The organism is Methylocaldum sp. MU1018, from assembly GCF_053646775.1.
Map to the genome: position 1 here is coordinate 2,489,905 of NZ_CM132195.1, position 14,960 is coordinate 2,504,864.

Annotated in this window: 14 protein-coding genes and 1 CRISPR repeat array; of the genes, 9 read left to right on the plus strand and 5 right to left on the minus strand. The window is 58.5% G+C overall.

Annotated features, from left to right (window positions below):
- Nucleotides 1-4 precede the first annotated feature (4 nt).
- On the plus strand, nt 5-730 hold the full coding sequence (locus tag ACWJKU_RS11425; RefSeq protein WP_454142427.1) for a UDP-2,3-diacylglucosamine diphosphatase: 726 nt from the start codon (nt 5-7) through the stop codon (nt 728-730).
- A 54-nt stretch (nt 731-784) separates the two neighbouring features.
- Here the strand turns inward: ACWJKU_RS11425 and ACWJKU_RS11430 are convergent, their stop codons facing one another.
- The 5 genes from ACWJKU_RS11430 to ACWJKU_RS11450 form a co-directional block, all read right to left on the minus strand.
- Nucleotides 785-997 (minus strand): FmdB family zinc ribbon protein, encoded by a 213-nt coding sequence (locus ACWJKU_RS11430; protein WP_454142428.1) that lies wholly within the window; start codon nt 995-997, stop codon nt 785-787.
- A 243-nt stretch (nt 998-1,240) separates the two neighbouring features.
- Entirely contained in the window at nt 1,241-1,663 is a 423-nt protein-coding gene (gene hemJ, locus ACWJKU_RS11435) for a protoporphyrinogen oxidase HemJ (protein ID WP_454142429.1), read from the minus strand.
- 3 nt (nt 1,664-1,666) lie between these two features.
- The gene (locus ACWJKU_RS11440; RefSeq protein WP_454142430.1) at nt 1,667-2,167 is read right to left on the minus strand and encodes a TlpA family protein disulfide reductase; all 501 of its coding nucleotides are present in this window, start codon (nt 2,165-2,167) and stop codon (nt 1,667-1,669) included.
- Nucleotides 2,168-2,227: 60 nt separating this feature from the next.
- Complete coding sequence (locus ACWJKU_RS11445; protein WP_454142431.1) at nt 2,228-3,196, minus strand: Tim44 domain-containing protein; 969 nt, start codon at nt 3,194-3,196, stop codon at nt 2,228-2,230.
- 65 nt (nt 3,197-3,261) lie between these two features.
- Nucleotides 3,262-4,335, minus strand: coding sequence for a M42 family metallopeptidase (locus ACWJKU_RS11450; RefSeq protein ID WP_454142432.1), 1,074 nt, complete (start codon nt 4,333-4,335; stop codon nt 3,262-3,264).
- 282 nt (nt 4,336-4,617) lie between these two features.
- Between ACWJKU_RS11450 and cas6 the strand changes: the two genes are divergently transcribed.
- The 8 genes from cas6 to ACWJKU_RS11490 all read left to right on the plus strand — a co-directional run bounded on the left by cas6 (nt 4,618) and on the right by ACWJKU_RS11490 (nt 13,999).
- A complete protein-coding gene (cas6, locus tag ACWJKU_RS11455; protein WP_454142433.1) occupies nt 4,618-5,580 on the plus strand; it encodes a CRISPR system precrRNA processing endoribonuclease RAMP protein Cas6 in 963 nt (320 codons plus the stop codon).
- A gap of 79 nt (nt 5,581-5,659) precedes the next feature.
- Complete coding sequence (gene csm6 / locus ACWJKU_RS11460) at nt 5,660-6,778, plus strand: CRISPR-associated ring nuclease Csm6 (RefSeq protein ID WP_454142434.1); 1,119 nt, start codon at nt 5,660-5,662, stop codon at nt 6,776-6,778.
- A gap of 16 nt (nt 6,779-6,794) precedes the next feature.
- Nucleotides 6,795-9,569, plus strand: a complete 2,775-nt coding sequence (gene cas10 / locus ACWJKU_RS11465; protein WP_454142435.1) for a type III-A CRISPR-associated protein Cas10/Csm1 — start codon at nt 6,795-6,797, stop codon at nt 9,567-9,569.
- Nucleotides 9,570-9,580: 11 nt separating this feature from the next.
- The gene (gene csm2, locus ACWJKU_RS11470) at nt 9,581-10,036 is read left to right on the plus strand and encodes a type III-A CRISPR-associated protein Csm2 (protein ID WP_454142436.1); all 456 of its coding nucleotides are present in this window, start codon (nt 9,581-9,583) and stop codon (nt 10,034-10,036) included.
- A gap of 20 nt (nt 10,037-10,056) precedes the next feature.
- Nucleotides 10,057-10,779 carry a type III-A CRISPR-associated RAMP protein Csm3 gene (csm3, locus tag ACWJKU_RS11475; protein ID WP_454142437.1) on the plus strand — a complete coding sequence of 241 codons (723 nt, stop codon included), beginning with the start codon at nt 10,057-10,059 and terminating at the stop codon, nt 10,777-10,779.
- 70 nt (nt 10,780-10,849) lie between these two features.
- Nucleotides 10,850-11,827, plus strand: coding sequence for a type III-A CRISPR-associated RAMP protein Csm4 (gene csm4, locus ACWJKU_RS11480; RefSeq protein WP_454142438.1), 978 nt, complete (start codon nt 10,850-10,852; stop codon nt 11,825-11,827).
- A complete protein-coding gene (locus ACWJKU_RS11485) occupies nt 11,824-13,551 on the plus strand; it encodes an RAMP superfamily CRISPR-associated protein (RefSeq protein WP_454142439.1) in 1,728 nt (575 codons plus the stop codon). Before csm4 ends, ACWJKU_RS11485 begins: the two co-directional genes overlap by 4 nt.
- Before the next feature lie 76 nt (nt 13,552-13,627).
- Nucleotides 13,628-13,999 (plus strand): hypothetical protein, encoded by a 372-nt coding sequence (locus tag ACWJKU_RS11490; protein WP_454142440.1) that lies wholly within the window; start codon nt 13,628-13,630, stop codon nt 13,997-13,999.
- Between the two features lie 104 nt (nt 14,000-14,103).
- Nucleotides 14,104-14,903: direct repeats of the CRISPR family, unit length 36 nt; unit sequence GTTTGAATCGAGACCTTATGAAGAAGGGATTAAGAC.
- The last annotated feature ends 57 nt before the right edge of the window (nt 14,904-14,960 follow it).

The window sequence follows — 14,960 nt, forward strand, 5'->3', positions numbered from 1 at the left end:
TTCTTTGAAACACGAAACGCTGTTTATCTCCGATTTGCATCTCAGCAGCGCACGACCGGAAATCACGCAGCGTTTCTTGCAGTTTCTCGGATGCCGCGCGCGCGAGAGCGGGCGTCTATACATCCTTGGAGACCTTTTCGACGCTTATCTCGGAGACGACGACGATTTTTCTCCCAACAGGGAAGTCAAGGCTGCATTCAAAAGTCTCACCGATTCCGGCACCAAGGTATATTTTCAGCACGGTAACCGGGATTTCCTTCTCGGAAACCGATTCGCTCGGGAAACCGGCGTAAGCTTATTGAGCGACTATGAAGTCATTGATCTCTACGGAGTATCCACTTTGATTACTCACGGAGATCTCCTTTGTACCGACGATGTTCTGTACCAGAGGGCTCGCGAACGCGTGCGTACCGAGGCATGGAAGCGCGCCGCCTTATCGAAGCCGCTTTGGCTGCGCCGCTTGTATGCGCGCTGGTATCGCTTCAAGAGCGGCCTCGACAAACGGGGCAAGACTGCGGAAATCATGGACGTCAATCCGGAAGCCGTAAAAGCGACGATGCGCCGCTATGGCGTGAATCGCTTGATCCACGGGCACACCCACCGCCCTGCGGTACACGATTTAGAAATCGAGAATAAACGTTGCCGGCGTTTCGTCCTGCCTGAATGGGGGCGCAACGAAACGGTCTTGTGCTGGAATCAGGAAGGTTTCCACACGGAAGCCATTGAATAATAGCGGGAGCCCTTTCCTTCCTTGGAAAGCCGGCAACCCTATTTCAATCCATGCCTAATGCTTGCATCCGCAAGCTCCCATGCCGCAGCCGTGCCCCGCGCCGATTGCGGCTTCTTTACCGGCACTCGCGCCGTGTACGGCCGGAGCCGATAATTTTTTTCGGACTTCTCCGCCGCAATCCGGACACTTCGGAGCCGCCTCGCTGATTTTGTGCATGGCGGTAAATTCATGTTTACAGGCTTTGCATTGATAGTCATAAGTCGGCATGGCGGTTATCCTCGATGTTTCAATCCGCGCCCGGCCTCATCCGCTGGGCAAGAACCCGCCGGCGGATGGAGCCTGCGGATTGGCCTTCCCCGTAAATGGGGAGGTTACCGGAAAGGATAACGATGCACCGCATCGTCGTCCAGATTCCGCTACTCCCCCTGAAGGGGGAGATTTCAGACCAGCAAGGTATGCTGATCAAGTCGGTAAGAATAATGGTTTCGTGGAATAGCGGATAGGGAAGAATCAAAACGGTTTGAGCGTTGCCAAAAGCACGATCGCAAACAAGAACAAAACAGGCACTTCGTTGACCCAGCGGAAGAATATGTGGCTGTGCTGATTGCGGTCGTGTTTCAAATCGGACAGCCATTTCCCGCACAAAGCGTGATAGCCCATCAATAATACGATCAAAAACAATTTAACGTGCAGCCAGCCGCTATCGCCATAGGCTTCCCAAGCGTAATCATGGAGCATCCATAGGCCGAACACGAGTGTCAGTATCATGCCGGGCGTCATGATCCCGAAGTAAAGCTTGCGCTCCATGAGCTTGAATCGCTCGACGCTGACGGCATCGGCACTCATCGTGTGGTAAACGAACAGCCTCGGGAGATAGAACAAACCGGCGAACCAAGTCACCATGAAGATGAGGTGGAAAGCTTTCAACCACATCGCTTACACGTCTCCGAGCATCCGCTCGACCCTGTCACGGAGATTCCGCGCATCGATTCGTCCTAATTGACGCATGACAATATACCCGTCCGGGGCGATCAAAAAGCTATTAGGAACCAGCCTGACCCGATCGAACATATCCGCCAAATGCCCGAGCGGATCCAGGGCCACCGCATAAGGTAGTTGTTTCGCTTCGGCCAGGGCCAAAACCCGGCTCGGCATATCGTAAGGCATGGCGACCGAAATCAATTTGAACCCCTGCTCCGAAAACTCGCGGTGCAACTCGGCCAGATCCGGCATTTCCTCGATACACGCCCGGCAATCGCTGGCCCAGAACGTCACTAGTACCGGATGACCGCGGAGTTCCCGCAACCGGATGTGCTCGCCCTCGATCGTGACGAACTCAGCATCCGGGGCGCCTTGCCTGGAGCTCCATTGGTATAGGCCGAAGCTTGCCGCCATTGCGATGGCCAATGCGATAAACCAGATGTTGATTTTGCTCATATGCCGACCGGAGGGAAGACCGCCGGAACCTTGTCCTCCCTCCGTCTCAACCCGGTCCGATCAATCTTCCAACTGCTGAATGCCGTCCAGGAACCAGGTCGGTTGGCGGCTGTGTTTCGGCCGTACGAAATGCCAAACCTCGCGTACCTGTGCGGACCTTTCTTCGGGAGATTCGCGCATGATCACATCGAACAGCACCGTCGCCTCGCGCTCCGCACCAAGGTCTCGCACCTCGAGAAGTTCCACCTCGACCTTGAGCAATTCCGTCCTGTTGCTCCCGGTTCCTCGAGCCCTCAATTGATCCTGAAGCTCGCCGAACACCTTATCGGTAGTCAAGGCCCGTAGCTGCCCCAAATCTTTTTCGTCCCACGCCTTCTGCATCATCTCATAGGCGGCCTTGGCGCCGGAAAGGAAGGAGGCCGTATCGAAATCGGCAGGAATCGAATTCGGCTGCCCGGCCATACCGCCGGCCTGCCCGGAAGACGAAGCACGTCCCTTGCCGAAGAGAATATCCGTATCGAAACCGGCTTTACCGGCTTGTCCGGGCTCGGCTTGACGCTCGTACGGCCGGTCGAATTCCGCGTCCCGGGCCGAATGCCCTGCCGGATGATATCCATCCGCCGTGGCGGCTCGGCGTCGCGCGGCCAAGAGTTTGAACAGCATGAACGCTATCAGCGCGAATACCAAAATATCCAAGAAATTGAGATGCTCGAACGCGCCGCCGAACAGAAGAGCGCCTAGCAAGCCGCCCAAAGCCAGACCGCCCAGCATGCCCATTAAACCGCCCCGTTTCGACATTGCTTCACGAGCGGCCTGGTTTCTTTGCGCCGACGCCTGGTAAGCCTGTTGCTGAGCCGGAGAAGCGGATTGCGTCATGTCGGTAGAGCGCCTATAGGGCTCACTGTACGAGGGACGGCTGCCGAAAGACTTGCCGCCGCCCAAGCGCTTGGCATAAGCGTCGCCCGTTCCGGACAACGCCAGGGTAAAACCGATCAATACGCTTAAAACCAATCCGGTTAGTTTCTTCATCGATAACCTATGTATGTAGTCAAGAAATCGGATATGCCTGTTATATGGCAACGAATGTTCAAAAATCAACCGTTGCAACCGAGGCTCCGCATTAGACCCGTTTGCGACAGATAGGTTTGCAATAACCGATAACACGCTTCCAGCGCCCCCAAATGAGCCATTTCGTATCCGTGGCTGTTGTCCGCCGGAAACCCCAGGCACGCGGCTTTCGGCACGTGCCCCGACTTCATCGACACGGAGGCATCGCTGCCGAACTGGCTCAAAACGGCATACTGCACGGTCACGCCGGATTCGCGCGCGGCATTCTCAAGACGCCGGTTCAGCGCTTCATCGTACATGCCGTAACCGTCTTGGGACAGCAACACCGGGTCTTCGTCGCTTTCGATCGGGTACTCCGTCGATTTCGGAGCGATCTCCACGGCGATCAGTTCGTCGACCCGATTCTGCCGGGTGTAGTAAAGCGCGCCGATCGCCCCCACCTCTTCCTTGGCGGAAAACACCAGTTCCACATTCGAGGCCGAAGTTTTCAGCGTCTCGGCCAACAGCAAAAGAACCGCAACGGCCGCTTTGTTATCCAGAGCATAACTGGCAATGTAATCGCCCATCCTGAACGGCGCCTTCCGGTGCCTGCCGATGACCATTCGCGTTCCCGGACGCACCCCGGCGTCCGCGAGTTGCGACTGGGTCAGCTTCGCATCGACCCAAACGCTATCCCATTTCGGCGGCTTGTCCTCCTCGTAGACCTTTTGCGGCGACTCGTGGCTGACATGCCGGGAACCGAAACTCAAAACGGCCGGAATCGTCGAACGGTCGCCGAGCAAATCCACGACGCCCTCCCCATAGACCCAGGGAAAGGCGCCCCCGAGCTTTCGAACCTCCACCTTGCCGTCTTCCCGCACCCGCTTCACGATGCCGCCGATTTCGTCTTTATGCGCGGTGACCGCAATCGTGCCGGCGCCGCTCGCTCCATGAATGCGCGCGATGATATTGCCGGCCTCGTCCTGACCGGCCTCGGCGCCGGCCGCCTCGAGCCTCGCCAGGAGAAAAGCATCGATCTCCTGCTCCGCCCCGCTCGGCGAATGACAAAGCACGAGTTCCGAAATGAGGCGAAAAAGTCTCTCTCGAAGCGGTTCTCGCATGAAAAACTCCCTACACTTCAATTTATGCACGTGTAAAAACGCTACTGTACCATTTCCCGGCCTCATCCTCGGATGAGGTCTCGGCAATCCATAGGCTGAAAAGGGCGATGGAAAGCCCATCCCATCTCCCCTCGCCGGTTTTCTGTCCTGCCAACGGACCGCCCCGAATCGCGCCGGCGCCAATCCGGATTCCGGCCGACGCTTCGGCAAGCTTGCCGAACCTTTTCTAAACTTATCGAACGGTATGTACTACAAGCCCCGCAATAACAAAAAGAAAGGCTCATGTCTTCCGCCAGCCAACCCCCGACGCTCCCCCTGGCCGTGTTTCGATGCCATTTCGAAACCGCCGAACCGCTACGCCTCCCCGCCTACCCCGGCTCCGCCTGGCGCGGCGCCCTCGGCCACGCGCTCAAGCGCGCCGTGTGCGTGGTGCGAGGGACGGCATGTCCGTCCTGTCTTTTGTACCGGAGCTGCGTCTTCCCCTACGTGTTCGAAACCCCGCCGCCGCCCGACAGCGAAAAAATGCGCCGCTACACCACCGCGCCCCATCCCTTCGCGCTGCGCATCGACCCGCAACAAAACGGCTCGCCTTACCACCTCGGGCTGACCCTGTTCGGACGCGCCGATCGCCATCTCCCCTATTTCATCCATGCCCTGGACCAGGCCGGAAAAGCGGGCCTCGGACGCGCGTCGCAAGCTTTCGAACTGATCAGGGTGGAGCAGGCCGATGCACCGGAGAATCCGACTGTCTACGAACCCGGCCAGCCCTTGCGGCTGACGCCTGCCCGGACGCCGGACGTACCCTCTCTCCCCGAGCGTTTCGAAATCAGGATCGAGACCCCGCTGCGGCTGAAACGGGAGGACCGCCTGGTCACGCCCGCCCAGTTCGGTTTCGGCGATCTGTTCGGCCATCTGCTGCGGCGGCTGTCCATGCTGAGCTACTTCCACACCGATACGCCGCTGGAGGTCGATTTCGCCGCCCTCGCCCAAAGCTCGCGGAACGTGCCGGTGCATGAACCCAAGCTCCACTGGCACGACTGGACCCGCTATTCCTCGCGCCAACAAACCACCATGCAAATGGGCGGACTGCTCGGCCGCTTCGAATTGCGCGGCGAAGACGTCGAGCCCTTCTGGCCCTATCTCTGGCTCGGCCAATGGACCCACGTGGGCAAGGGCGCCACCCTGGGGCTGGGCCGCTACCGGATTCGCGCCGCAAGCTTGCCGGAAACCCCGGCCGACGACTGATGAAGGCATACTGTAGACCGAAGGACAGGGATGCCACGGACGGCAAATCACTCGATTCACCCGACCGACCGAAACAGAAATGACTTACTCTCGGCGAATTTTGCTCGTCATCACTGGCTTGACGCCCCAAGTCGTGACCGAAACCCTGTTTGCCCTCTGGCAGGAAGCCCCCGAATCGCTTCCGACCGAGATCCACGTCCTCTCCACCGCGGAAGGCGTGGAGCGAGCGCGCCTGACGCTGTTCAGCGATGAGCCGGGCTGGTTTCATCGATTGTGCAAGGACTACCGGCTGCCGCCGATCCGGTTCGGCGCCGACGGCCTGCACACCTTGACCGACGACAACGGAAGCTCTCTGAGCGATATCCGCAGCGGCCACGACAACACCGCGGCGGCCGACGGCATCACCGAATGGGTGCGCCGCCTCACCGAGGACGACGACACCCAGTTGCACGTGTCGCTCGCGGGCGGCCGGAAAACCCTCGGATTCTTCGCGGGCTATGCCCTTTCGCTGTACGGACGCCCGCAGGACCGTCTGTCCCACGTTCTGGTCGACGCGCCGTTCGAATCGCACCCCCACTTTTTCTACCCAACGCCGTATTCTCACGTGATCTTCGGCCCGCCGCCCGACCAGAAGCCGCTCGACACCCAGAACGCCGCCGTCACCCTGGCCGACATCCCCTTCGTGCGACTCCGCCACGGCCTGCCCGAGGCGCTGCTCAAGGGCCGCAGCAGCTTCTCGGCGGCGGTGCGCGCGGCTCAAAGCACATTAGGACCCGCACGCCTCGACATCGATCTATCCGCGCGCACCGTAACCGCCGGCGGCATCGCCATCCCCTTTCCGCCCGCCGAACTGGCCTTCTACGCCTGGCTCGCCCGGCGCGCGCAGCAAGGCCTCGAACCGATTCCGTGTCCGTCGCCCTCGCTACCGGACTATCCGAACCAAGGCTATGCCGAAGACTATCGCCGGGAATACCACACTATCCTCGGCGAGCTCGGCGACGCCGACCGCGTGGTGGATGGGCTCAGCTACGGCATGGACAAGAATTATTTCGAGCGGCGCAAGAGCCGGGTGAACCGGATGCTGCGGGACAGCCTGGGGGCGGGAGCAGCCGCTTATGAGATCAAAGGTTTCGGCCAACGCCCCAGAACGACGTATGGCCTGAGCCTGTCGGCCCACCAGATTGGATTTTGTGCTTGATTCAGAGGAGATCCGGATGAATTCCGAACGACTGGAAGCCTCGGCCCGCGTGGCCCTGGCAGCGTTTCTGCACGACTTGGGGAAGTTCGCGGAGCGTGCCCGCATTCCCGAAGCGATGCAGAAAACCGATAAAAACAGCACGCGCCGCGACATCAACGTTCAGCTTTATTGTCCCCACTTCCAAAACCGTGCGACCCATATCCACGCGGCTTATACCGCGATCGCCTTCGATTTGCTGGAGCGCCACATGCCGGCGCTGATAGGCCGAGAAATGACGCCGTTCGCGTCCTGGGGCGAAGAGAACGCGGACGATTCCCTGATCAACGCCGCCGCGCGCCACCATAGGCCGGACAGCCTTCTGCAATGGGTCATCGCCACGGCAGATCGTCTCGCTTCCGGTTTCGAGCGGGACGAGTTCGACGACTACAACGCCTCGTCGGATGAGACCGAATACCGCAAGAACCACTATACCGCCCGGCAATGGACGCTCTTGGAACAGATCCGTCTGGACGAAACCGCGCCGGAAAAACTGCCGCGCTGGCGCTATCCCTTGAAGCCGCTTTCGCCGAAAGGCATTTTTCCCGTGCCGGCGGCGGACTACGAAAAAGACGACAATGCCGCCGCTCAGAGCGAGTACCAGAAGCTTTGGGACCAATTCAAGACCGCCATGGAAGAGATACCGGAGGCACACCGGAACAGCCTGCCGCTCTGGCTGGATCATTTCGATAGCCTCTGGCTCGCGTTCACCCATGCGATTCCGTCGGCGACGGCGGGCAAGGTCCGACCGGACGTATCGCTTTACGACCATTCCAAAACCACCGCGGCACTGGCAGCCGCCCTCTGGCGCTACCATGACGACCAAAAACACGGCGGCGAAGCCACCCGGCGGGAGCTCGCCGCCATGTGGGATCGGCAACGGGCGGAGAGCGAAGAAGCCCGCAAAGCTTGGGACGAGCCCAAATTCCTCCTCATTCAGGGCGATTTCTTCGGCATCCAGGATTTCATCTTCGCCACCGGCGGCGAAACCCAAAAACGCGCCGCGAAGCTCTTGCGCGGGAGGTCTTTCTACGTCTCGCTGCTCAGCGAACTGGCGGCCTTAAAAGTGCTCGAAACGCTCGATCTTCCCTCCACGAGCCAAGTCGTCAATGCCGCCGGCAAGTTTCTCATCGTGGCCCCGAATACGCCGGAGATCGTCGAGAAACTCAAGGTGGTCCAAACCGAACTTGACGACTGGTTCTTGGCCCATACCTTCGGCCAATCCGGCATTGGATTGGCCTGGCTGCCCGCAGCGAGCCGCGACTTCCGACAGGGTACCGGGCAGGACAGACCGTTTCGCGATTTGATGAAACGCTTGTTCGAGCAACTGGACGAAGCCAAGCTGCGGCGCTTCGGCTTATGCAGCGAAGCACCCGCGCCCGCCGTCTTCGCCGGATTTCTCGATACCTTCGACAACACCAAAGGCGCTTGCGCCATCGACGGCCGTTCGCCGGCATGCCGGCCGATCGAGGAAGGCAAGGATATCCATGTCTCGGCCCTGGCCTACGATCAGATTATGACCGGCCATTACTTGGCCACGCAGGACCGCTTGCTCGTCACTCGCCGGCCGATCGAATCGCTGCGGGCGGGGCAGAATCTAAACCGCCTGGAGCTTTCCGTTTTCGGCTATCACCTGCTGTTCACCCAATCGAAGGACGCCACCGGCGATTTCGGCGGGGAGGCGCGCTCCGGCAACCTGGCACGCGCCTGGGACTTCTCCCTGCCCGAATCGGCCGACGCGCCCTTGTGGGACGGTTATGCCCGGCGCTACATCAATGCCTATGTGCCGCGCTTCGACGAAACCAATGCCTGGGAGGCGGAGCGTTATCAAGGCATCGAAAATCCGGAGGACTTCGATCCCCATCCGGACGAGATCAAGACCCTGAACCACCTGGCGCGGGACGACCGCCGCCTGAATCCAGACGGGAACTGGATCGGCGCGGAGGCCCTGATGACGCTGAAAGGCGATGTAGACAACCTCGGTACGATTTTCCAGAAAGGGTTGGAACGGCCCACATTCGCCAAAATGGCGGGATTGTCCCGGCAGATGAATGCCTTTTTCGCCGTCTATCTGCCCTGGCTGTGCGCGCAGGGTACGGAAGATGGCGTCCGGCGTTACCGCAACACCTACACCGTGTTCGCGGGCGGAGACGATTTCTTTCTCGTCGGCCCTTGGCACTCGACCTTGAAACTGGCCCAGCGCATGAAAGCGGATTTTGCCGATTATGTGGCCGGAAACCCGGATATTCACTTTTCGGCGGGGCTGTCCATGACGAAACCCGGTTTGCCCATCCGCCATCTGGCTCGGCTGGCCGAGGAAGCGCTGGACGACGCCAAATCGTTCAATCCCGACAAATTGAAACCGCCGCCCAAGAACGCCGTCACCTGCTTCGAGCATACGGTCTCGTGGGTGCACTTCGACAGCCTCATGGAACGGGAAGCCGGGCTCACGCGCCTGGCGAAAGACGAGGCCTTGTCGACGGGTTACCTCTACGGGCTGCTGCATCTCACGGACATGGCGGCAAAAGTCGGTGAGAAGCCGGAGAACGCTTTGTGGCATGCCTATTTCGCCTATCGCACCCGCCGCCAGGCGGAAAGCCGCATCCGGGGCGGCGACGACCGTCAGGAGACCGAACGCAAGCGCCGCGCCTGGCAGGGATTGTTAGCCGAAGAAATCGCACGCTTAGGCATAGAACAACACGGGGCCGCCTACAAGATCGCCCTCTTTACCCATTTGTATCAGCAACGTGACTGAGGAGAACAGCAATGGCTGAAAACCACTGGCAGAATCGTCGTCCTGATCAGCGCACCAGGGAATATTCTCCCTTGCCTGATTTCAGCAAAATCAAACTGGCGAAAGAAAAAGACAAAAATCTTGATCCAGAATTGTTCAACAGCATCGCTCGGGATATGGCGAAAGTGGTAGCAAGCGCGGATCGCAACGCCAACAAATCCACCCAATTGCGCCGCTTCTACGACGAACTGGTGCTCTGGGAAACCCGCGTCAATCAGCAACCGGAAAAATTTGGCGAGTATCTGCCTTTCATCCGCATGATCAATGCCAAAGCAGCCTATGCCGAGGGCCGCAGGCTTGTAGACCACACCTTCGTCGGCCTTTTGCACCATTCTCTCGGCGAAGTAAACGACGCCGAAACGCTCACCACCTGCAAACTGTTTTGGGAAGCCTTCATGGGCTTCTACAAACAAGAACGTCAAGATTGATCGTTAGGGGAAAGACCATTATGAAACTCACCGCCATCCAAAAACTCACCGGCACCCTCGAACTCGTTTCCGGCCTCCACATCGGTTCCGGCAATAACGAAATGCACATCGGCGGCACCGACAATCCGGTGTTGAAGCATCCTCTCACGCTCGAGCCCTATATCCCCGGTTCCAGCATCAAGGGAAAAATCCGGAGCCTTTTGGAGTGGGAACTGGGAGTTGTGGGGATCACACAAGGCGATCCCTTAGGCTTCAAGCACATCGCAGACGTGGATGAGAAAGACAGAATCCAAGCAAAAAACATCCTCCGCCTGTTCGGCGGCGCGCCCGAAGGCGGCAACCACAACGACGCCCTGGTGCGTGAAATCGGTCCGACCCGCCTATCGTTCTGGGACTGCGCCCTGGACAAAACTTGGGTCGATGAAATGAAACGCCGCAATCTACTGCTGACCGAGACCAAAGCGGAAAACATGATCGACCGCATCCGCGGCGTGGCGGAGCATCCCCGCAATACCGAGCGGGTCCCGGCGGGCGCTCGTTTCGACTTCAATCTGACCATCCGCATCCATGACGGGGAAGATTTGCTGCCGACCGTTTGCCGCGGGCTCAAGCTGCTCGAACTGACCGGACTCGGCGGTTCCGGCTCGCGGGGTTACGGCAAGGTCCAGTTCACTCGGCTGGAACTGGAAGGCCAGACTGTGCTGGAAAAGATCGGCGCAATCAAATTCAGCCGGGTGGCGTGACGCGCGCCACCGGCGACGGCTCGCGCCCTTACCCCGGCATCATCACCGATTGGAGAAACGGAACATCCGCATGAACCTCATCCGCTTGACGATCAATCCCCGGACTGCGTTCGGCACGCGGCCCATGGGTGACACCCTTTTCGGCCAGTTGTGCTGGGCCTTGCGCAATCGCCATGGCGAGGACCGACTGGTCGAATGCCTTCAGGATTACACCGAAGGCCGCCCCTACGCCGTCGTTTCGGACGCCTTTCCCGGCGGCCATCTGCCCCGTCCGACACTGCCGAACCACTGGTTCGCGACGGTCGAAGGCGCCGATCGCAAAGCCGTGAAGAAACACGTTTGGCTGCCGAGGGAGAGTTTGCCCGTACCCGTGGAAAATTGGCTGAACGTCTGCAAGTCCGCTGCGGACATTCCCGGCGCCGAACCTCATAGCCGGCCGCAACCCCACAACAGCATCAACCGAGCCACGGGCACCACCGGAACCGGCCAGTTCGCCCCCTATTCCATGAGTCAGCTCTGGTACGGCACAAAAGAATCAGGGAGCGATGTCCCGACCAGCCTGGACATCTATGTCGTGCTCGACGAAACCCGATTGTCGCGGGAAGAGCTGGCACGCCTGTTCCAGGACATCGGCGATTTCGGATTCGGCCGCGATGCAAGCATCGGTCTCGGCAAGTTCGAGCTGTCCCGAATCGAGCCGGACGCCCTGCCCGAACAAGCCGACGACGCCAACGCGTGGCTGACGCTCGCGCCCAGCGCGCCCCAAGGCTTGGAACTCGATGCGGAACGAAGCTTCTACCAAACCTTCACCCGGTTCGGACGCCACGGCGACATCGGCGTGCACCTCGGCAATCCGTTCAAAACGCCGGTGTTGTTGGCGCAAACCGGAGCGGTACTGACGCCGAAACGATTTCATCCGGCCCCGTTTATCGGCCGAGGGCTCGGAGGAAACGGTCAGCTGACCAAGATCGAATCCCTGGGAGGGACCGTACATCAAGGCTACGCGCCCGTCGCAGGTATCCGGCTACCGAAAAGGAACCCAGCATGAACACCTTCGCCAGCTACAGATTGCACATCACGCCCTTATCGCCGGTCCACATCGGCACCGGCGAGAGCTACGAACCCACCAATTACGTGATCGATGACGGCGTTCTTCACGAATTCGACACCGGAGCCGCGATAGCTGCCTTTTCCGCCGACGATCGGAAAGATCTCCTCGCGATAGCCAATCGCAAGCCCGACGCAAACATGATCAAGAATCTTCAGAGATTCTTCTACGACCGCAGGGACAGACTGAAGGCGTGGGCGGTGAATGCTATCCCCGTACTGCCCGGAGTGGCGGATTTGTACGCCACGCGGGTCGGGCAAACCGCCCACCGAGAGGCCGACGGCAAGCAAGCACTAAACCGTCTGGAAATCGATCGTACCGGATACAACCCCATTACCCGGAAGCCGGTTCTGTTCGGATCATCGCTGAAAGGCGCGGTGAGAACGGCACTGTTGAACCAGGTCAACGGCGGCTATCGCGCTCACGAACGCAAGGGGTTACATGAATTCCAGGGACGCCTGTTTCGCTATCGCGATTCCGAGGATGGAAAGCTTTACTTGGAGCGCGATCCTATGCGCCTATTCCAAATATCCGACGCCTATTGGAAACAGGAACCCGATTTACCTGCCGCTCAGATACATCTAGCTGTCAATCGCAAAAGAACCGCAGTTACCGATGAAAAAGGCCATCTGAGGGAATCGATGGCGGAGAAGAAACAACTCTATCAGATACTCGAATGTGTTCCTGGTTGGTACTACCGGGCTTTCACCGCGCAAATAAACCTTCAAGACGTAAGCAACCTCGGCGACTTACCAAACCTACCCGACCGGAACCTGCGCTATTCCATTCAAACGATCGCCGATTGCTGCAACGACTTTTACCAAGACATTTTTACTGCGGAAATAAAGCAGTTGAACGCGCGAGGCTACCTCAGCAACCCCTGGGCGCAGACTGCACTGCACGTTTTCGAGGTGGCGAAAAACAAGATTCAGCGCGGCGAAGCCTTCCTGCTTCGCGTGGGCCGCCACTCCGGTGCTGAGTCTGTCACCGTCAGCGGAGCGAGAAATGGAAACATTAAAATCATGGAAGGCAAAGATCCTGTTACGGGCAAACAGCGGTTCAGCTATGCCGAAGCTCCGAAAACTTTCTGGCTTGCCGCTAATATGAAGGATCAGCAATCCGGCCTGCTGCCCTTCGGCTGGGTGCTGGTGGAAGTCCAGCCGCTGGAAGCGCCAGAACGTGAATGGCCCGAACTGCAAGCGCTTTGCGAACCCCATCTGAACGCTGCCCGCCAGTTCGCCGCGAAGCGCCGGGCGCAGGCGGAAGCCATGGCGAAAGCGCGCGCCGAAGCCGAGGCGAAGCGGCAAGAGGAAGAGGAAAAAGAACGCCGCAAGGCCGAGGAAGAGGCTCGTCTCGCCCGGGAAGAAGCGGAGCGGCAAGCCAGATTGGCCGCCATGTCGCCAGAAATGCGAGCCGTGGAAGAATTTCGGACGTATTACCTGGGACAAAAAGAAAAGGGACGCTACCAACCTGGCGGTCCGTTCGACGAAAAACGCCGGGCTATGGTTACCTCCGCCTTGCAATGGCAAGACAGCGGCGCCCGCCGCGCCCTGGCGACGCTGCTTCGCCAGGCCATCAAGGAATGGACCGATTGGCCCAACAAAAAAGAGCGCAAGGCCGAACTGAAGGGATGGCTGGAACAATTGGAGAACAGCGAAGACTGAGCTATCTCTACCGAAGAAACGCCGTCCGTGCTGAAATGGATGAAGCAATTCACATCCCCCGTTTCCGGAGGCTGATATGAACTGGCAAGACATCCGCGACAACCCCTTATTCAAAGACCTTCCCTTCAAATTCGAAACCGACCGCTGGGGGCACATCGTCATGAGTCCGGCCACCAACAAGCGTTCCTGGCTACAAGGCGAGATTTTGGGCCTGCTGAGGCGGCATCTGCCCAATGGGCGGGTGTTGCCCGAGTGCAGCATTCAGACTTCCGAGGGCGTGAAAGTCGCCGACGCGGTTTGGGCCAGTCCGGAGTTTTTCGCCCGTGGCGCGCGCGAATTCCGGGTGTGCCGGGAAGACGGCGGGATGCTGTTTTACAACAACCATGCCCGGATCGAACGCAGCGCGCTGGCGCCCGACTTTCCACCCCGTGTCGAGTTGCCCGCATGACGGCCTACATACCTGCATTGTCCGGCGCTAACTTTTCGGCGCGCCGATTTTTCTGCAACCCCCTTTGTAACCCATTGAATCAGGAGGTATTTTAGACACGAGCTGTTTGAATCGAGACCTTATGAAGAAGGGATTAAGACGTGGTGGCACCGGATAGATTTGTTCATGTTCCCGGCGTTTGAATCGAGACCTTATGAAGAAGGGATTAAGACATTGATGGTGCTCATTTTCGTCTCCCATTTTTTGTTTGAATCGAGACCTTATGAAGAAGGGATTAAGACCCGCCCGCCAGAACAAATCCAAATTTTTCAGCATGTTTGAATCGAGACCTTATGAAGAAGGGATTAAGACGACAGGTCCGTTCGCGTTTTCCATTGCCGAGGATGTTTGAATCGAGACCTTATGAAGAAGGGATTAAGACGACAGGTCCGTTCGCGTTTTCCATTGCCGAGGATGTTTGAATCGAGACCTTATGAAGAAGGGATTAAGACTCATTTCGTGGGCGGCTTTGAAGAGTTGGCTGGGTTTGAATCGAGACCTTATGAAGAAGGGATTAAGACCGATCCCCGTGAGTCGGTGGCTTATCACGCTTTGTTTGAATCGAGACCTTATGAAGAAGGGATTAAGACCAACGGCAGGATACCATTTCGAGTACGGATTTTGTTTGAATCGAGACCTTATGAAGAAGGGATTAAGACCGCGGACCTTCGGTCCAGTACTCGCCGTTGTTGGTTTGAATCGAGACCTTATGAAGAAGGGATTAAGACAAGGGTGAGTGACGTCTTGGTTTTGAGCTTAAGGTTTGAATCGAGACCTTATGAAGAAGGGATTAAGACGCTCACGCTCGCGCTGGGACTGGAGTTCGTGCGTTTGAATCGAGACCTTATGAAGAAGGGATTAAGACAATCTCCGATTGGCGGAGCATGTCAGCGGCGGCGTGATTGGTGCGGTTCGTTCCTCA